Raw genomic sequence first — 21,430 nt, forward strand, 5'->3', positions numbered from 1 at the left:
CCCGCACCGTCCCTAAAGCAGCCCTGAGAGCCACTCCTCCACCGTCTTCGCCGTCTGTTCCGCGTCCTCCTCCACGATGGTGAAGTGGTTGGCGGGCACCGAACGGTAGGTGTGCCGCGGGTGCCAGGGCCGGGCCCGCCAGGAGTCGTCGGTGTCCCCGGCGCCGGCGGGCAGGAAGCTGCGGTCGGCGCCGACGAACAGCACGGGCGTCTCGACGGCATCGAGGGAGAACTGCGGCAGCAGGTCGAAGTAGGCACGCATCGCGGACAGACCCGCCGCGTCGAACAACCCGTACTGCGAGTCGCGGTCGACCAGCGCGAGGGACATCTGCTCGAACACCTGCGCCTGCATACCGCCGCCCGACTCCTGCGTCACCACATAGGTGTCGACAAGCACAACACCGGCCGCAGGCCTGCCCAGTCGCTCCAGACGGGCCGCGGTCGCGTAGGCCAGGAGTCCGCCGGAAGAGTAGCCGAGCAGGACGAACGGCTCGCCCTCCGCCGCGTCCAGCACGGCGTCGGCCAGCACGGAGGTCAGCGCGTCCACCGAGGCGGGCAGATTCTCGCCGGGCTCGAAGCCCGGCGACGGCAGGCTCGCCAGGTACCGCACATCACGGAAGTGCGCGGCGAACCGGGCGTGCTGGTGGGTACCTCCCGTGGCCATGGGCGTACCGAGGCAGATCAGCCGTGGCCGGGCGGGACCGTCCGCCAGCCGTACCGGGCGCAGCGGGGCGATCAGGTCCTCGGAACCCTGGAACGTGGGCCGCAGGTCGGCAACCGCACGCAGCAGCCCGAACGCCTTCGTGGTCTCTCCGGCGAGAACCGTCCGGCGGAACAATCCGGTCACGGAATCCTCGTCGTCCCGGGCCACCGGGCCGCCCGACGCCGGGGACGAGTCCTCGTACCGGTCCAGCAGCCGGCCGAGTGCGCGGGCCAGACCGGCCGGGGTCTTGCTGTCGAACACCGCCATCGACGGCAGGTCGAGGCCGAGTGCGCCGTTGAGCGCTCCGCGCAGCTCCATGGCGCTGAGCGAGTCCACACCCGCTTCCAGGAAGTCCCGCTCGGAGGCGATGGCATCCACAGAGGCGTGCCCCAGGACCCGGGCTGCGTGTTCCAGCACCAGTGCCAGCAGAGCCTCCTCCCGCCCGGCCGGCTCCAGGGCCGCGAGCCGCCCGCGCAGCGCCGACGGGTCCGCCTGTGCACGGGCACTGCGGCGCCGGCTGGTGGTGCGGACCAGGCCCTTGAACAGGACGGGCAGCTCATCGCCCGCGGAGCGCAGCGCGGCCGGGTCGAGGCGCATGGGGACGAGGGCGGGGGCGGGCAGGCCGCAAGCGGTGTCGAACAGCGCCAGTCCCTCCTGCGGGCCGAGCGCGTGCACCCCGCTGCCGCTCAGCCGGTCGATGTCGGCCTGGCTCAGCTCACCCGCCATACCCCCACCCCACAGACCCCACGCCAGGGACTGCGCAGGCAGACCAACCGCCTTACGGTGCACGGCAAGAGCATCCAGGAACGCGTTCGCCGCCGCGTAGTTGCCCTGCCCCGGATTACCCAGGGTCCCGGCCGCCGAAGAGAAGAGCACGAAGGCGGTGAGGTTCATGTCCGCGGTCAGCTCATGCAGGTTCAGGGCCGCGTCCACCTTCGGACGCAACACCTTGTCCACCCGCTCCGGAGTCAACGACCCGATGACACCGTCATCCAGAACACCCGCCACATGGACCACAGCGGACAGATCAACACCCTCAAGGAGCGCGGCAAGTGCGTCGCGGTCGGCGACGTCGCAGGCCGCGACCGTCACCTCGGCACCCAGCGCGGTCAGCTCCGCAGCCAACTCACCTGCTCCAGGCGCCTGTTCACCACGACGGCTGGTCAACAGCAGACGACGTACACCGTGCTCGGTGACCAGATGCCGGGCGAACAACCCACCCAGAGTGCCCGTCGCACCCGTCACCAGCACCATGCCCTCAGCCGAGAAGACCGACGCGGGCTGCGCCTCGTCGGCCTGCGCCACCGGAGTGCGCACGAGCCGGGCGCCGTACACGGCACCGCCCCGGACGACGACCTGCGACTCCCCCGACGCGAGCGCCAGGGACACTGCGGCGTCGCCGTCCTCGTCGACGTCGACGAGGACGAAGCGCTCCGGGTCCTCCGACTGGGCCGAGCGCACCAGTCCCCAAACGGCCGCACCCGCCAGGTCGTTGACGTCCTCACCCGGGAGCGCCACCGCACGGCGCGTTACGACCGCCAGCCGCCCGGCAGCCGACCGCAGCTCGGCGAGCGCCCGCTGCACCGCCGTCCGCACGGCGTCCGCATCCGTGCCCGCTTCAGTGCGGAGCACCACCACATCATCCGGCGCAGCCTCAGGCGAACGCACCTCGGGCAGCCGCACCCAGTCCAGCTGGAACAAGAACTCGTGGAACGCCGGCCGGGCCGCCGCCAGCTGGTCGGCCGACACCTCCCGGAGGACCAGCGAACCGACCGTGGCGACCGGACGGCCCTGCTCGTCGGCGACCTCCAGGGCGACGCCCTCGGTGCCCCGGCGGGAGAGCCGTACCCGGAGCCTGGCGGCACCGGTGGCGTGCAGGGAGACACCCGTCCACGCGAAGGGCAGACGCGTGGCCTCGGTGCCGCCCGCCAGCAGCCCGGTCGCGTGCAGGGCCGCGTCCAGCAGCGCCGGGTGCACCCCGAACCCGTCGACACTCGTCTCCTCGGGCAGCGCGACCTCGGCGTAAATCTCCTCACCCGAACGCCAGGCCGCCGTCAACCCCTGAAACACCGGCCCGTACTCCAGACCCGCCTCCGCCAAACCCTCATACAGATCCCCGACATCCACCCGCTCCGCACCAGCCGGCGGCCACTGCACCAAATCGAAGGACGGCTCGGACCCGCTGGCGGACAGCACACCGATCGCGTTCAGGGTCCACTGGACTTCGTCGGCGTCATCCGTGCGGGTGTACAGGCGGACCGTCCGACGCACCTCGGAGTCGTCCGGCCCGTCCACGACGACGTGTACCACGACACCGCCGTTCTCCGGCAGTACCAGCGGCGCCTGGAGGGTCAGTTCGTCCAGGGTTTCGCAGCCGACCCGGTCTCCGGCGGCGATCGCCAGTTCCACCAGGCCGGTGCCGGGGAAGAGGACGGTGCCGCCGACGGCGTGGTCGGCCAGCCACGGCTGGGCCGACGTGGAGAGCCGGCCCGTCAGCACCACACCGTCACTGTCCGGCGAGGCCACCACGGCACCGAGCAGCGGATGCGCGGCGCGGTCCAGGCCGGCTTCGGACAGCCCTCCCAGCTCGGCGGCCACCCAGGATTCGGCCAGGTAGTCCAGGGTGTGGAACCAGTAGCGCCGGCGTTGGAAGGCGTAGGTGGGCAGGTCGACGCGGCGGGCGCCGGTGCTCGCGTAGAACGCGGTCCAGTCGACCGGCCCGCCCAGTACGGCGAGCCGGGCGACCGCGGACACCAGTTCACGCACCTCACCACGGTCGCGGCGCAGGGCCGGGACGAAGACGCCCTCGGCATTCTGCTGGCCCATGGCGGTCAGCACCGCGTCCGGCCCCAGCTCCACGAACGTGCCGACACCCTCGTCCGCCAGGACCCGCACCGCGTCGGCGAAACGGACGGCCTCACGAACATGACGCACCCAGTACTCCGGACCAGCCAGCTCCGACGTGACCAGAGCACCGGTCACAGTCGACACAAACGGCAACTCCGGCTCCGCGAACTCCAGCCCCTCGACCACCGACCGGAACTCGTCGAGCATCGGCTCCATCAACGGCGAGTGGAAAGCGTGCGAGACCTTCAGGCGGGTCGCCTTACGACCCTCAGCCCCGAAATACGCCTTGATCCGCACAGCCTCCGACTCGAGACCCGAGACAACCACCGAGCCGGGCCCGTTGACCGCCGCGATACCGATACCCTCGGCCAGCAACGGACGCACCTCGTCCTCGGTCGCCTCCACGGCCACCATCGCACCGCCCCCCGGCAATGCCTGCATCAACCGGCCACGCGCCACCACCAGCTTCGCCGCGTCCGCCAGGGAGAGCACCCCGGACACATGCGCGGCCGCGAACTCACCGATCGAATGCCCGGCCAGATAATCGGGCTTGATACCCCACGACTCCACCAGCCGAAACAGCGCCACCTCGACCGCAAACAGCGCAGGCTGAGTGAACTCAGTACGGCTCAACCGCTCCGCGTCCTCACCCCACACCACACCCCGCAGCGGCAGATCCAGCTCAGCCAGAACCGCGTCAAAGGCCTCCGCGAACACCGGGAACGCCTCATACAGCTCACGCCCCATCCCCAACCGCTGCGCACCCTGCCCCGAGAACAGAAACGCCGTACGACCAGAGCCCCGCACACTCCCCTGCACCACACCCGCAGCCGACCGGCCCTCAGCCACAGCCGCCAGACCCGCCAGCAGCTCCTCCCGATCCGCACCCACCACCGCAGCCCGGAAGTCCATCGCCGTACGGCGGGTGGCGAGGGAGTAGGCGACGTCCTGCGGCAGCAGGGCAGGGTCGCCGTCGACGTAGGTCCGCAGGCGTTCCGCCTGGGCGCGGAGGGCCTCGCCCGTCTTCGCGGAGAGCAGCCAGGGTACGGCGGGGAGGTCGGACCCGGCCTGAGGCTGCACGGCCTCGGGCTCCGGAGCCTGTTCGATGATCACGTGGGCGTTGGTACCGCTGATACCGAAGGAGGAGACACCCGCCCGGCGGGGACGACCCGTCTCCGGCCAGGGCTGGGACTCCATCAGCAGGCGGATGTCGCCCTCCGACCAGTCCACCTGCGGCGTCGGCTCATCCACATGCAAAGTCCGGGGCAGAACACCATGACGGATCGCCTCGACCATCTTGATGATGCCCGAAACCCCCGCCGCCGCCTGGGTATGACCCATATTCGACTTGATCGAACCCAGCCACAACGGCCGGCCCTCCGGACGGTCCTTCCCGTACGTCGCCAGCAGCGCCTGCGCCTCGATCGGATCACCCAGCGTCGTACCCGTACCATGCGCCTCAACCGCATCCACGTGGTCGGGCGCGAGCTGGGCATTGGCAAGAGCCTGACGGATGACCCGAACCTGGGCAGGCCCGTTGGGAGCCGTCAGACCATTACTCGCACCGTCCTGATTCACAGCGATACCACGAACCACCGCCAAGACCGGATGCCCGTTGCGGCGAGCATCGGACAAGCGCTCGACAAGCAGCATGCCCACACCCTCACCCCACGCCGTACCGTCCGCCGCCGCGGCGAAAGACTTGCACCGGCCGCTGCGGGACAGGCCGCGTTGACGGCTGAACTCCACGAAGGTCTCCGGCGTCGCCATCACACAGACCCCGCCGACCAGGGCCAGGCTGCACTCGCCGGTACGCAGGGCGTGCACCGCTGAGTTGAGTGCGACGAGCGACGAGGAGCAGGCCGTGTCCATGGTGACGGACGGGCCTTCGAGGCCGAGGGCGTAGGAGATGCGGCCGGAGGCGATGGACCCGGTGTTCGCGTTGGCCGCGTAGTCGTGGTACATCATCCCGGCGAAGACACCGGTGGCCGAGCCCTTCAACGTCGTCGGGTCAATACCGGCCCGCTCGATCGCCTCCCACGAGGTCTCCAGCAGCAACCGCTGCTGCGGGTCCATGATCAGCGCCTCGTTCGGACTGATGCCGAACAGGGACGGATCGAAGTCGGCGGCGCCGTGCAGGAAGCCGCCCTCACGAACGTAGGTCGTGCCGGGTCGCCGTGCCTCGGGGTCGAAGAGCTGGTCGGTGTCCCAGCCGCGGTCGGCCGGGAACTCCGACACCGCGTCCACACCACCCTCCACCAGCCGCCACAGGTCCTCCGGCGTCTCCACCCCACCCGGATAACGGCAACTCATGCCCACGATGGCGATGGGTTCGCGGAGTGTGGCGGTGAGCTTCTGGTTCTGAGCCCGCAGCCGCTTGGTCTCCTTCAGCGCCGACCGGAGCGCGTCGACAAGCTTGTCCTGGTCAGAGTCGGCCATTACGCATCTCCCGCTTCCCCGCTGTACGCCAGGCTGATGAGGCTTTCGGTGTCCATGTCGTCGATCGATCCGTCCCAGGCCTCGTCGGACTGGTCCGGTTCGGTCCGGACGTCGCTGAGGCCGCCGAGTTCGAGCAGGGCGTCCAGCAGACCCGCGTCCCGCAACCTGCTGAGCGGAATGGTCTGCAGGACCTCGCGGACCTCGGCCTCGCCCGACCCCCCAGCGTTGCCGTCGCCGCCCGGGTCCGGGACGAGCTCCACTCGTATGTGGCCGGCCAGGGCCCTGGCGTTGGGGTAGTCGAAGACGAGCGCGGGTGGCAGCCGTAGTCCGCTGAGTCCGTTGAGCACGTTGCGGAACTCGACCGCGCTGAGCGAGTCGAAGCCCAGCTCGCTGAAGGCCCGGTCCGGGTCCACGGCGTCGGCGCCCGCGTGACCGAGGATCGTCGCCGCGTGCGTGCGGACGGTGTCCAGCAGCAGGGCTTCCTGCTCCTCCGCGGAGAGACCGGTGAGCTGCTGCTTGAGCGCGTTCGCGGATGCCTGCCCGCCGTCCGCCGCCGCGGTACGCCGGGCGGGGGTGCGGACCAGGCCCTTGAACAGGGCGGGCAGGTCCTCGCCCGCCGAACGCAGGGCCTTCAGATCGAGCCGTATGGGCACCAGGGCCGGCGCGGGGACCGTCCCCGCCGTGTCGAACAGCTCCAGGCCTTCCCGGGCCGAGATCGCGTGCACGCTGGTGCGCTGCATGCGCTCCAGGTCCGCCTGGCTCAGCTCGCCGGCCATGCCCTCGGCGTCGTCGCCCCACAGGCCCCAGGCCAGGGACTGCGCGGGCAGCCCCTTCGCCTTGCGGTGGGCGGCGAGACCGTCGAGGAAGGCGTTGGCCGCCGCGTAGTTGCCCTGCCCCGGATTGCCGAAGATACCGGCCGCGGAGGAGAACAGCACGAAAGCCGTCAGGTTCATGTCCGCGGTCAGCTCATGCAGGTTGAGGGCCGCGTCCACCTTCGGACGCAACACCTTGTCCACCCGCTCCGGAGTCAACGACCCGATGACACCGTCGTCCAGAACACCCGCCACATGGACCACAGCGGACAGATCAACACCCTCAAGGAGCCCAGCCAACGCCTCACGGTCGGCCACATCACAAGCCGCGACCGTCACCTCGGCACCCAGCGCGGTCAGCTCCGCAGCCAACTCACCTGCTCCAGGCGCCTGTTCACCACGACGGCTGGTCAACAGCAGACGACGTACACCGTGCTCGGTGACCAGATGCCGGGCGAACAACCCACCCAGAGTGCCCGTCGCACCCGTCACCAGCACCATGCCCTCAGCCGAGAAGACCGGGGCCCCCTCGTCCACCGCCACGGGCGTACGGGCCAGCCGTGCACCGTAGGCGGCCGTGCCACGCACGACGACCTGCGACTCCCCCGACGCGAGCGCCACAGACACGGCGGTGTCCTGACCGTCCTCGTCGGTGTCGACCAGCACGAAACGGCCCGGATCCTCGGACTGCGCCGAGCGCACCAGACCCCAGACAGCCGCACCCGCCAGATCCGAGACGTCCTCACCCGGCAACGCCACCGCACCCCGCGTGACGAACACCAACCGACCCTCAGCCGACTGCAGCTCAGCGAGCACCCGATGCACCGCCGCCCGCACCTCACCGGCATCCGTGCCGGAGGCGCTGCGGAACACCACCACATCATCCGGCGCAGCCTCAGGCGAACGCACCTCCGGCAGCCGCACCCAATCCAGCTGGAACAGCGACTCGTAGAACGCCGACCCCGCGGCCGCCAACTGACCGGCGGAAATCTCCCGCAGAACCAGCCCCTCCACACTCGCCACCGGGCGGCCCGTGGCGTCGGCAACGCTCAACGCCACCGCATCTCCCGAGAAGGCCAGCTTCAACCGCACCCGGGTCGCACCCGAAGCGTAGAAGGACACACCCGTCCACACGAACGGCAACCGCGCGGAACGGTCATCACCACCCCCACGGAGCCCGATCGCGTGCAGACAGGCATCCAGCAGCGCCGGGTGCACCCCGAACCCGTCGACACTCGTCTCCTCGGGCAGCGCGATCTCGGCGTAAATCTCCTCACCCGAACGCCAGGCAGCCGTCAACCCCTGAAACACCGGCCCGTACTCCAGACCCGCCTCCGCCAAACCCTCATACAGACCCTCCACATCCACCGACTCCGCACCAGCCGGCGGCCACTGCGCCAAGTCGAACGACGGCTGTCGGCCCACGGCGGTGAGCAGGCCCGCGGCGTGGCGCACCCATGGCTCGTCGTCCCCTTCGGCACGCGAGTGGATGCCGACCGGCCGGGCGCCGGTCTCCCCGGGTGCCCCGACGGACACCTGTACCTGGATCCCGCCCCGCTCGGGCAGTACGAGCGGCGCCTCCAGCGTCAGCTCCTCCAACTGGTCGCAGCCGACCTCGTCACCGGCGGCGATCGCCAGCTCCACCAGGCCGGTGCCGGGGAAGAGGACGGTGCCGCCGACGGCATGGTCAGCCAGCCACGGCTGGGAGGACGTCGACAACCGGCCCGTCAGCACCACACCGTCACTGTCGGCCAGCGTCACTGCCGCGCCGAGCAGCACGTGTCCGGAGGAGCCGATGCCCATCTCGGACAGGGCGGTACCTGTTTCGACGATGCTGTCCAGCCAGTACGTGCTGCGCTGGAAGGCGTACGTCGGCAGTCCGTCGACGGCTCGGGCTCCGGTGCCGGCGTAGACCGCCGCCCAGTCGGGGGTGGTCCCGGAGACGTGCAGCCGGGCGACGGTGCCCAGGAGCGTGGGCACCTCGGCCCGGCCCTTGCGGAGCGCGGCCGCCAGCACCGGCGACTCCGACTCCACCGACTGCTGCGCCATCGCGGTGAGTACGGCGTCCGGGCCCAGCTCGAGGAAGCGGGTGACGCCCTCGGACTCCAGCACCTTGACGGCATCCGCGAAACGAACCGCCTCACGCACATGCCGCACCCAGTACTCCGGATCGGACAGCTCGCCACTCACCACAGTGCCGGTAAGAGTCGAGACGATCGGCACAGACGGGGCGCCATACGACACCTCCCGCGCCACCGCACGGAATCCGTCGAGCATCGGCTCCATCAACGGCGAGTGGAAAGCGTGCGAGACCTTCAGGCGGGTCGCCTTACGACCCTCAGCCCCGAAATACGCCTTGATCCGCACAGCCTCCGACTCGAGACCCGAGACAACCACCGAGCCGGGCCCGTTGACCGCCGCGATACCGATACCCTCGGCCAGCAACGGACGCACCTCGTCCTCGGTCGCCTCCACGGCCACCATCGCACCGCCCCCCGGCAATGCCTGCATCAACCGGCCACGCGCCACCACCAGCTTCGCCGCGTCCGCCAGGGAGAGCACCCCGGACACATGCGCGGCCGCGAACTCACCGATCGAATGCCCGGCCAGATAATCGGGCTTGATACCCCACGACTCCACCAGCCGAAACAGCGCCACCTCGACCGCAAACAGCGCAGGCTGAGTGAACTCAGTACGGCTCAACCGCTCCGCGTCCTCACCCCACACCACACCCCGCAGCGGCAGATCCAGCTCAGCCAGAACCGCGTCAAAGGCCTCCGCGAACACCGGGAACGCCTCATACAGCTCACGCCCCATCCCCAACCGCTGCGCACCCTGCCCCGAGAACAGAAACGCCGTACGACCAGAGCCCCGCACACTCCCCTGCACCACACCCGCAGCCGACCGGCCCTCAGCCACAGCCGCCAGACCCGCCAGCAGCTCCTCCCGATCCGCACCCACCACCGCAGCCCGGAAGTCCATCGCCGTACGGCCGCAGACGAGGGAACGAGCGACGTCGAGCGGGCCAAGACCCGGGTGGGACTCCAGGTGCAAGCGCAGACGCTCGGCCTGAGCGCGCAAGGCCTCGCCCGTCTTCGCGGACACCACCCACGGCACGACCGGCAGAGCCCTGCCCACAGGCTCCTCCACGGCCTCGGGCTCCGGAGCCTGTTCGATGATCACGTGGGCGTTGGTACCGCTGATACCGAAGGAGGAGACACCCGCCCGGCGGGGACGACCCGTCTCCGGCCAGGGCTGGGACTCCATCAGCAGGCGGATGTCGCCCTCCGACCAGTCCACCTGCGGCGTCGGCTCATCCACATGCAAAGTCCGGGGCAGAACACCATGACGGATCGCCTCGACCATCTTGATGATGCCCGAAACCCCCGCCGCCGCCTGGGTATGACCCATATTCGACTTGATCGAACCCAGCCACAACGGCCGGCCCTCCGGACGGTCCTTCCCGTACGTCGCCAGCAGCGCCTGCGCCTCGATCGGATCACCCAGCGTCGTACCCGTACCATGCGCCTCAACCGCATCCACGTGGTCGGGCGCGAGCTGGGCATTGGCAAGAGCCTGACGGATGACCCGAACCTGGGCAGGCCCGTTGGGAGCCGTCAGACCATTACTCGCACCGTCCTGATTCACAGCAGAGCCCTTGACAATCGCCAGGACCGGGTGGCCGTTGGCACGGGCGTCGGAAAGGCGCTCGACAAGCAGCATGCCCACACCCTCACCCCACGCCGTACCGTCCGTCGACGCGGCGAAAGACTTGCACCGGCCGTCAGGCGCCAGACCCCGCTGCCGGCTGAACTCCACGAACGCCTCCGGCGTCGCCATCACCGCGACACCACCCGCCAACGCCAGCGAACACTCACCCGACCGCAGCGCCTGCACAGCCAGATGCAACGCCACCAGCGACGACGAACAAGCCGTATCGATCGTGACAGCGGGACCTTCGAGACCGAAGACGTACGAGACACGGCCGGACGCGACGGAACCGGTGCCGCTGTTCGCGGCATAGTCGTGGTACATCATCCCGGCGAAAACGCCGGTGGCCGAACCCTTCAACGTGGCCGGGTCAATACCCGCCCGCTCGATCGCCTCCCACGACGTCTCCAACAGCAACCGCTGCTGCGGGTCCATACCCAGCGCCTCGTTCGGGGAGATACCGAAGAAAGCCGGGTCGAAATCGCCCGCGTCGTGCAGGAAACCACCGTGCTTGACATAACTCGTGTTCGGCCGCTCCGAGTTCGGGTCGTACAGCTCCTCGATGTTCCAGCCACGGTTCGTCGGGAACTCCGACACCGCATCCACCCCGCCGGCCACCAGCCGCCACAGATCCTCCGGCGTCTCCACCCCACCCGGATAACGGCAACTCATGCCCACGATCACGATCGGGTCGCCGTCGGTCACGGCCACGGTGGTGGCGGCGCCCGTGATGTCGTCGCCGGTGCCGGTGACCTCCTGGGCCAGGTGCCGGGCGAGGACGGTCGGGCTGGGGTAGTCGAAGACGAGGGTGGCCGGCAGGCGTCGGCCGACTGCCTCGCCGAGGCCGTTGCGGAACTCGACCGCGGTGAGCGAGTCGAAGCCCAGCTCGCTGAAGGCCCGGTCCGGGTCGATGGCCTCCGGTCCCGCGTGCCCGAGGGTCGCCGCGGCCGTGTCCCGGACGAGGCCGAGGATCTCGGCCTCCTGCGCCTCGGGGGACATCCCGGCGAGCCGCTGGGCCAAGGCCGAGGCGGTCGCGGTGCCCGTCGTACCGCTGACGACCCGGCGGGCCGGGCGGCGGACCAGGCTGCGGAAGAGTTCGGGCAGTTCGCCGTCGCCCGCACCGAGTGCCTTGACGTCCAGCCGGATGGGGACCACGGCGGGCGCGGGGAGCGCGCCCGCCGTGTCGAACAGCCCCAGGCCCTGCTCCGGCGAGAGCGCGTGCACACCGGTGCTGTTCATCCGGTCGATGTCGGCCTGGCTCAGTTCACCCGCCATGCCCCCGCCCCACAGACCCCACGCCAGGGACTGCGCGGGCAGCCCCTGCGCCTGCCGGTGGGTGGCCAGAGCGTCCAGGAAGGTGTTGGCGGCCGCGTAGCTGCCCTGCCCCGGATTGCCGAAGACACCGGCCGCGGAGGAGAACAGCACGAAAGCCGTCAGGTTCTTGCCGGCCGTGAGCTCGTGCAGGTTGAGGGCCGCGTCCACCTTCGGGCGCAGCACCTTGTCCACCCGCTCCGGAGTGAGGGAGGCGATGACGCCGTCGTCCAGAACACCGGCCACGTGCACCACGCCCGACAGGTCGACGTCCTCAAGGAGCGCGGCAAGCGCGTCGCGGTCGGCGACGTCGCAGGCCGCGACCGTCACCTCGGCACCCAGCGCGGTCAGCTCCGCAGCCAACTCACCTGCTCCAGGCGCCTGTTCACCACGACGGCTGGTCAACAGCAGACGACGTACACCGTGCTCGGTGACCAGATGCCGGGCGAACAACCCACCCAGAGTGCCCGTCGCACCCGTCACCAGCACCATGCCCTCAGCCGAGAAGACCGACGCGGGCTGCGCCTCGTCGGCCTGCGCCACCGGAGTGCGCACGAGCCGGGCGCCGTACACGGCACCGCCCCGGACGACGACCTGCGACTCCCCCGACGCGAGCGCCAGGGACACTGCGGCGTCGCCGTCCTCGTCGACGTCGACGAGGACGAAGCGCTCCGGGTCCTCGACCGACTGGGCCGAGCGCACCAGTCCCCAAACGGCCGCACCCGCCAGGTCGTTGACGTCCTCACCCGGGAGCGCCACCGCACGGCGCGTTACGACCGCCAGCCGCCCGGCAGCCGACCGCAGCTCGGCGAGCGCCCGCTGCACCGCCGTCCGCACGGCGTCCGCATCCGTGCCCGCTTCAGTGCGGAGCACCACCACATCATCCGGCGCAGCCTCAGGCGAACGCACCTCGGGCAGCCGCACCCAGTCCAGCTGGAACAAGAACTCGTGGAACGCCGGCCGGGCCGCCGCCAGCTGGTCGGCCGACACCTCCCGGAGGACCAGCGAACCGACCGTGGCGACCGGACGGCCCTGCTCGTCGGCGACCTCCAGGGCGACGCCCTCGGTGCCCCGGCGGGAGAGCCGTACCCGGAGCCTGGCGGCACCGGTGGCGTGCAGGGAGACACCCGTCCACGCGAAGGGCAGACGCGTGGCCTCGGTGCCGCCCGCCAGCAGCCCGGTCGCGTGCAGGGCCGCGTCCAGCAGCGCCGGGTGCACCCCGAACCCGTCGACACTCGTCTCCTCGGGCAGGGCGACCTCGGCGTACACGTCCTCACCGGAGCGCCAGGCCGCCGTCAGACCCTGGAACACCGGCCCGTACTCCAGGCCGGCCTCCGCGAGGGTGTCGTACATCCCGGTCAGGTCGAGCGCCTCGGCACCACGCGGCGGCCACTGGGCCAGGTCGAAGCAGGGCGCCTGCTCTCCGGCGGACAGCAGACCGGTCGCGTGGCGCGTCCAGGCCTGCTCCTCGTCGTCGGAGCGGGCGTACACATGCACCGGACGCGTGCCGTCGTCGGCGGCGGTGCCCACCACCACCTGTACGGCGACCCCGCCCCGCTCGGGCAGTACGAGCGGCGCCTCCAGCGTCAGCTCCTCCAACTGGTCGCAGCCGACCTCGTCACCGGCGGCGATCGCCAGCTCCACCAGGCCGGTGCCGGGGAAGAGGACGGTGCCGCCGACGGCATGGTCGGCCAGCCACGGCTGGGAGGACGTCGACAACCGGCCCGTCAGCACCACACCGTCACCGTCCGGCGACGCCAGCACGGCACCGAGCAGCGGATGCGCCGCCCGGTCCAGACCGGCCGACGTGACTCCGCCGGTGTCCGCGCCCGCCCAGGCGTCGGCCCAGTACTCCAGCGCGTCCAGCCAGTAGCGCTGCCGCTGGAAGGCGTACGTCGGCAGGTCGACCCGGCCCGCGCCACGCCCGGCGAAGACGCCCGCCCAGTCCACGGCCACGCCGCGCACGTGCAGCTGTCCGGCGGCCGTGAGCACGGCGGCGGCCTCCGGCCGGTCGCGGCGCAGCGCGGGCACGAAGGCAGCGTTCTCGGCGGACTGCTGCGCCATCGCGGTGAGTACGGCGTCCGGGCCCAGCTCGAGGAAGCGGGTGACGCCCTCGGACTCCAGCACCTTGACGGCATCCGCGAAACGAACCGCCTCACGCACATGCCGCACCCAGTACTCCGGATCGGACAGCTCGCCACTCACCACAGTGCCGGTAAGAGTCGAGACGACCGGCACAGACGGGGCGCCATACGACACCTCCCGCGCCACCGCACGGAATCCGTCGAGCATCGGCTCCATCAACGGCGAGTGGAAAGCGTGCGAGACCTTCAGGCGGGTCGCCTTACGACCCTCAGCCCCGAAATACGCCTTGATCCGCACAGCCTCCGACTCGAGACCCGAGACAACCACCGAGCCGGGCCCGTTGACCGCCGCGATACCGATACCCTCGGCCAGCAACGGACGCACCTCGTCCTCGGTCGCCTCCACGGCCACCATCGCACCGCCCCCCGGCAATGCCTGCATCAACCGGCCACGCGCCACCACCAGCTTCGCCGCGTCCGCCAGGGAGAGCACCCCGGACACATGCGCGGCCGCGAACTCACCGATCGAATGCCCGGCCAGATAATCGGGCTTGATACCCCACGACTCCACCAGCCGAAACAGCGCCACCTCGACCGCAAACAGCGCAGGCTGAGTGAACTCAGTACGGCTCAACCGCTCCGCGTCCTCACCCCACACCACACCCCGCAGCGGCAGATCCAGCTCAGCCAGAACCGCATCGAAGGCCTCCGCGAACACCGGGAACGCCTCATACAGCTCACGCCCCATCCCCAACCGCTGCGCACCCTGCCCCGAGAACAGAAACGCCGTACGACCAGAGCCCCGCACACTCCCCTGCACCACACCCGCAGCCGACCGGCCCTCAGCCACAGCCGCCAGACCCGCCAGCAGCTCCTCCCGATCCGCACCCACCACCGCAGCCCGGAAGTCCATCGCCGTACGGCGGGTGGCGAGGGAGTAGGCGACGTCCTGCGGCAGCAGGGCAGGGTCGCCGTCGACGTAGGTCCGCAGGCGTTCCGCCTGGGCGCGGAGGGCCTCGCCCGTCTTCGCGGAGAGCAGCCAGGGTACGGCGGGGAGGTCGGACCCGGCCTGAGGCTGCACGGCCTCGGGCTCCGGAGCCTTCGATGATCACGTGGGCGTTGGTACCGCTGATACCGAAGGAGGAGACACCCGCCCGGCGGGGACGACCCGTCTCCGGCCAGGGCTGGGACTCCATCAGCAGGCGGATGTCGCCCTCCGACCAGTCCACCTGCGGCGTCGGCTCATCCACATGCAAAGTCCGGGGCAGAACACCATGACGGATCGCCTCGACCATCTTGATGATGCCCGAAACCCCCGCCGCCGCCTGGGTATGACCCATATTCGACTTGATCGAACCCAGCCACAACGGCCGGCCCTCCGGACGGTCCTTCCCGTACGTCGCCAGCAGCGCCTGCGCCTCGATCGGATCACCCAGCGTCGTACCCGTACCATGCGCCTCAACCGCATCCACGTGGTCGGGCGCGAGCTGGGCATTGGCAAGAGCCTGACGGATGACCCGAACCTGGGCAGGCCCGTTGGGAGCCGTCAGACCATTACTCGCACCGTCCTGATTCACAGCAGAGCCCTTGACAATCGCCAGGACCGGGTGGCCGTTGGCACGGGCGTCGGAAAGGCGCTCGACAAGCAGCATGCCCACACCCTCACCCCACGCCGTACCGTCCGTCGACGCGGCGAAAGACTTGCACCGGCCGTCAGGCGCCAGACCCCGCTGCCGGCTGAACTCCACGAACGCCTCCGGCGTCGCCATCACCGCGACACCACCCGCCAACGCCAGCGAACACTCACCCGACCGCAGCGCCTGCACAGCCAGATGCAACGCCACCAGCGACGACGAACAAGCCGTATCGATCGTGACAGCGGGACCTTCGAGACCGAAGACGTACGAGACACGGCCGGACGCGACGGAACCGGTGCCGCTGTTCGCGGCATAGTCGTGGTACATCATCCCGGCGAAAACGCCGGTGGCCGAACCCTTCAACGTGGCCGGGTCAATACCCGCCCGCTCGATCGCCTCCCACGACGTCTCCAACAGCAACCGCTGCTGCGGGTCCATACCCAGCGCCTCGTTCGGGGAGATACCGAAGAAAGCCGGGTCGAAATCGCCCGCGTCGTGCAGGAAACCACCGTGCTTGACATAACTCGTGTTCGGCCGCTCCGAGTTCGGGTCGTACAGCTCCTCGATGTTCCAGCCACGGTTCGTCGGGAACTCCGACACCGCATCCACCCCGCCGGCCACCAGCCGCCACAGATCCTCCGGCGTCTCCACCCCACCCGGATAACGGCAACTCATGCCCACGATCACGATCGGGTCGCCGTCGAGGACGGTGGCCTTGGTGGGTGCGGTCGCGGGCGCGTCCGCGTCCTGCCCGGACAGTTCCTCCAGGATGTGGCGAACCACGTCGACCGGGCTCGGGTAGTCGAAGACAAGAGTGGCGGGCAGCCGAAGGCCGGTGTCGTCGTTGAGGCCGTTGCGGAGTTCGACGGCGGCGAGGGAGTCGACTCCGAGGTCCCGGAAGGCGCGCTCGGGCTCGATCGCCCGGGCGTCGGCGAAGCCGAGGACGACGGCCGCCCGGTTGAGGACCAGGTCGAGCACCGCCTGCCGGCGATCTTCCGCCGACAGCGCGGCGAGCCTGTACTTCAGTGTGCTGGTCTCGGTCCTGGCCGTGCCCGCGCTGCGGCGGCGCCGGGTGCCGGCGGGGACGAGCCCGCGCAGCAGGGCGGGCGCGTCCTCGCCCTGGGAACGCAGCGCGGCCAAGTCGAACTTGACGGGGACGAGGGTGGGTTCGGTGCTGCGCCGGGCGGCGTTGAAGAGCGCGAGCCCCTCCTCGGGGGTGAGCGCGTGGATGCCGCCCTGGGATATCCGGCCGCGCACCGCCTCGTCGAGGGTGTCGGCCATGCCCCCGGACCACAGGCCCCAGGCCAGGGACTGCGCGGGCAGCCCCTTCGCCTTGCGGTGGGCGGCGAGACCGTCGAGGAAGGCGTTGGCCGCCGCGTAGTTGCCCTGCCCCGGATTGCCGAAGACACCGGCCGCGGAGGAGAACAGCACGAAAGCCGTCAGGTTCTTGCCGGCCGTGAGCTCGTGCAGGTTGAGGGCCGCGTCCACCTTCGGGCGCAGCACCTTGTCCACCCGCTCCGGAGTGAGGGAGGCGATGACGCCGTCGTCCAGGACACCGGCCACGTGCACCACGCCCGACAGGTCGACGTCCTCAAGGAGCGCGGCAAGCGCGTCGCGGTCGGCGACGTCGCAGGCCGCGACCGTCACCTCGGCACCCAGCGCGGTCAGCTCCGCAGCCAACTCACCTGCTCCAGGCGCCTGTTCACCACGACGGCTGGTCAACAGCAGACGACGTACACCGTGCTCGGTGACCAGATGCCGGGCGAACAACCCACCCAGAGTGCCCGTCGCACCCGTCACCAGCACCATGCCCTCAGCCGAGAAGACCGGGGCCCCCTCGTCCACCGCCACGGGCGTACGGGCCAGCCGTGCACCGTAGGCGGCCGTGCCACGCACGACGACCTGCGACTCCCCCGACGCGAGCGCCACAGACACGGCGGTGTCCTGACCGTCCTCGTCGGTGTCGACCAGCACGAAACGGCCCGGATCCTCGGACTGCGCCGAGCGCACCAGACCCCAGACAGCCGCACCCGCCAGATCCGAGACGTCCTCACCCGGCAACGCCACCGCACCCCGCGTGACGAACACCAACCGACCCTCAGCCGACTGCAGCTCAGCGAGCACCCGATGCACCGCCGCCCGCACCTCACCGGCATCCGTGCCGGAGGCGCTGGTGAAGACGGCGGTGGGCGGCTGCGTCTCGGACGCGACCGCCGGGAGGGGGGCCCACTCGACGTGGTAGAGGGAGTCGTGGAAACCGGTCCGGGCGGCGGCCAGCTGCTCCTCGGACATGGGCCGCAGCACCAGGGACTCGACCGTGGCCACCGGGCGCCCGCCGGCGTCGGCCAGGGCGAGGGCGACGCCCGAACCGGTCGGCGTCAGCCGTACCCGTACGGCGGCGGCTCCCGCCGCGTGCAGGGTGACCCCGGACCAGGCAAAGGGAAGCGCGGCCTGTCCACCGGTCACGCCGGTGAAGCTGACGGCGTGCAGGGCCGCGTCGAGGATGCCGGGGTGCAGGCCCAGCCGCCCCGCGTCCTTGTGCCCCTGCTCGGGGAGGGCGACCTCCGCGTACACCGTCTCGCCGTCGCGCCAGGCGGCCCTCAGCCCCTGGAACACCGGCCCGTACTGGAGGCCGAGTCCGGTGAGGTCCGCGTACAGTCCGGCCACGTCGAGGGATTCGGCGCCGGGCGGCGGCCACTGGGTCAGGTCGAAGCGTGCCTGGTCCGCGCCGCGCGCCAGCACACCGGCGGCGTGCCGGGTCCACGGGGCGTCCTGGGAGGGACGGGAGTGCACGGTCAGCGTACGGGTGCCGGAGCCGTCGGCCGCCCCCACGGCGACCTGCACCTGTACGGCACCGCGCTCGGGCAGGGCAAGCGGCGCCTCCAGGGTCAGCTCTTCCAGGACGTCGCAGCCGACCTGGTCTCCGGCGCGTACGGCGAGTTCGACGAAGCCGGTGCCGGGGAAGAGGACGGTGCCGCCCACCACGTGGTCGGCCAGCCACGGCTGCGCGGAGGTCGACAGCCGGCCGGTCAGCACCACACCGTCCGTGTCGGCCAGCGTCACCGCAGCACCGAGCAGCGGGTGGTCGGCGGCGTCGAGACCGGCGGAGGCGACGTCACCGGCACCGTTCTCGGGGGTGATCCAGTAGTGGCCGCGCTGGAAGACGTACGTCGGCAGGTCGACCCGGCCCGCGCCACGCCCGGCGAAGACGCCCGCCCAGTCCACGGCCACGCCGCGCACGTGCAGCTGTCCGGCGGCCGTGAGCACGGCGGCGGCCTCCGGCCGGTCGCGGCGCAGCGCGGGCACGAAGGCAGCGTTCTCGGCGGACTGCTGCGCCATCGCGGTGAGTACGGCGTCCGGGCCCAGCTCGAGGAAGCGGGTGACGCCCTCGGACTCCAGCACCTTGACGGCATCCGCGAAACGAACCGCCTCACGCACATGCCGCACCCAGTACTCCGGATCGGACAGCTCGCCACTCACCACAGTGCCGGTAAGAGTCGAGACGATCGGCACAGACGGGGCGCCATACGACACCTCCCGCGCCACCGCACGGAATCCGTCGAGCATCGGCTCCATCAACGGCGAGTGGAAAGCGTGCGAGACCTTCAGGCGGGTCGCCTTACGACCCTCAGCCCCGAAATACGCCTTGATCCGCACAGCCTCCGACTCGAGACCCGAGACAACCACCGAGCCGGGCCCGTTGACCGCCGCGATACCGATACCCTCGGCCAGCAACGGACGCACCTCGTCCTCGGTCGCCTCCACGGCCACCATCGCACCGCCCCCCGGCAATGCCTGCATCAACCGGCCACGCGCCACCACCAGCTTCGCCGCGTCCGCCAGGGAGAGCACCCCGGACACATGCGCGGCCGCGAACTCACCGATCGAATGCCCGGCCAGATAATCGGGCTTGATACCCCACGACTCCACCAGCCGAAACAGCGCCACCTCGACCGCAAACAGCGCAGGCTGAGTGAACTCAGTACGGCTCAACCGCTCCGCGTCCTCACCCCACACCACACCCCGCAGCGGCAGATCCAGCTCAGCCAGAACCGCATCGAAGGCCTCCGCGAACACCGGGAACGCCTCATACAGCTCACGCCCCATCCCCAACCGCTGCGCACCCTGCCCCGAGAACAGAAACGCCGTCAGCCCGTCGGAGACCGTGCCGCGCAGCAGCTCGGAGCGGGTTTCGTCGGCGGCGACGGAAGCGAGGGCCCTGACGGCCGACTCGCGGTCGTCGGCCAGGACGACCGCGCGGTGTTCCAGCGCGGCACGAGTGGTCGCGAGGGAGTGGCTCAGATCGAGGGGGCTGAGGTCGGTGCGCTCCGCGACATGGGTGCCGATGCGCTCGGCCTGGGCGCGCAGGGCGTCGGCGCTGCGGGCGGAGACGAGCCAGGGCAGCGGGGCGCCGGCCGGCCAGGCGGCCGGAGCGGGTGCGGTCGCCTCGGCCTCGTCCTCGACGGGCTCGGGTACGGGTGCCTCCTCGAGGATGAGGTGGGCGTTGGTACCGCTGACGCCGAACGCCGAGACGGCGGCCCGGCGCGGGTGCTCGCCGCGGGGCCAGGGGCGAGCGTCGGTGAGGAGTTGGACGTTGCCCGCCCTCCAGTCGACGTGGGTGGAGGGCCGGTCGACGTGCAGGGTGCGCGGCATGGTCTCGTGCCGCATCGCCATGACCATCTTGATGATGCCGCCGACACCGGCCGCCGCCTGGGCGTGCCCGATGTTCGACTTCAGGGAGCCCAGCCACAGCGGACGGTCCTCGGGCCGGCCCTGACCGTAGGTCGCCAGCAGCGCCTGCGCCTCGATCGGATCGCCGAGGGTGGTACCGGTGCCATGGCCCTCGACCAGGTCGAGCTGGGTGGCGGAGACCCCGGCAGCGCTGAGCGCCTCGCGGATGACACGCTGCTGGGAGGGCCCGTTGGGGGCAGTGAGGCCGTTGCTGGCGCCGTCCTGGTTGATCGCCGAACCCTTGACGACGGCGAGAACAGGGTGCCCGTTGGCGCGAGCGTCGGAGAGACGCTCCAGTACGAGGATGCCGGCACCCTCGGCCCAGCCGGTGCCGTCGGCGGCGTCCGCGTACGCCTTGGCACGGCCGTCGGCGGCGAGGCCGCCCTGCCGGGCCATGCCGATGAAGGGGCCGGGTGTGGACATCACCATGACACCGCCGGCCAGCGCGAGGGTGCACTCGCGTTCGCGCAGCGCCTGGGCGGCGAGGTGAACGGCCACGAGGGAGGAGGAGCAGGCGGTGTCCACGGTCACCGCGGGGCCCTCCAGGCCGAGGGTGTAGGAGACCCGGCCGGCGATGACGGCGGCCACGGCGGCGGTGCCCATGAAGGGGCCGGCCGCCTCGGGTGCGGTGTTGAGCCAGTCTCCGTAGTCCTGGAAGCCGGATCCGGCGAAGACCGCCACCTGGCCGCCGCGCACCTTGTCGGCGGGGATGCCCGCCCGTTCCAGCGCCTCCCAGGACAGTTCCAGCATCAGCCGCTGCTGGGGGTCCATTGCCACGGCCTCGCGCGGCGAGATACCGAAGAAGGCCGGGTCGAACTCGGCCGCACCATCGATGAAACCGCCGCGGCGCGCGAAGTCGAGGTCGTCGACGGAGTCGAGGTTCCAGCCGCGGTCGGCCGGGAAGGGGCCGACCGCGTCGACACCGTCGGCCACCAGCCTCCATAGTTCCTCGGGCGAGGTGACTCCGCCCGGGTAGCGGCAGCTCATGGCCACGATCGCGATCGGGTCCTGTTCCCTGGCCTCGTACTCCCGGAGCCTGCGACGGGTCTGCGCGAGGTCGGCCGTGACTCGCTTGAGATATCCGACGAGCTTCTGGTCGTCAGCCATCTGTCCGCCTCGCAACATTCTGTGCAATCCGCATGGTTTCGGTGGCTCC

At 70.8% G+C, this 21,430-nt stretch carries 3 protein-coding genes; all 3 read right to left on the minus strand.

Annotation, left to right across the window (positions count from 1 at the left end):
• Positions 1-12: 12 nt before the first annotated feature.
• Genes AB5L52_RS21700 through AB5L52_RS21710 form a run of 3 tightly spaced genes read right to left on the minus strand, consistent with a single transcriptional unit; the run spans position 13 to position 21,381 of the window.
• Positions 13-5,988: an SDR family NAD(P)-dependent oxidoreductase gene (locus AB5L52_RS21700; protein WP_369365710.1), complete on the minus strand. Its 5,976-nt coding sequence runs from the start codon at positions 5,986-5,988 to the stop codon at positions 13-15.
• Positions 5,988-14,819, minus strand: coding sequence for an SDR family NAD(P)-dependent oxidoreductase (locus AB5L52_RS21705; protein WP_369368947.1), 8,832 nt, complete (start codon positions 14,817-14,819; stop codon positions 5,988-5,990). The genes AB5L52_RS21700 and AB5L52_RS21705 overlap by 1 nt, the downstream gene beginning before the upstream one ends.
• Entirely contained in the window at positions 14,749-21,381 is a 6,633-nt protein-coding gene (locus AB5L52_RS21710) for an SDR family NAD(P)-dependent oxidoreductase (RefSeq protein ID WP_369365712.1), read from the minus strand. Before AB5L52_RS21710 ends, AB5L52_RS21705 begins: the two co-directional genes overlap by 71 nt.
• Positions 21,382-21,430: the final 49 nt, after the last annotated feature.

It is taken from the genome of Streptomyces sp. CG4 (assembly GCF_041080655.1).
Taxonomy (GTDB): domain Bacteria; phylum Actinomycetota; class Actinomycetes; order Streptomycetales; family Streptomycetaceae; genus Streptomyces.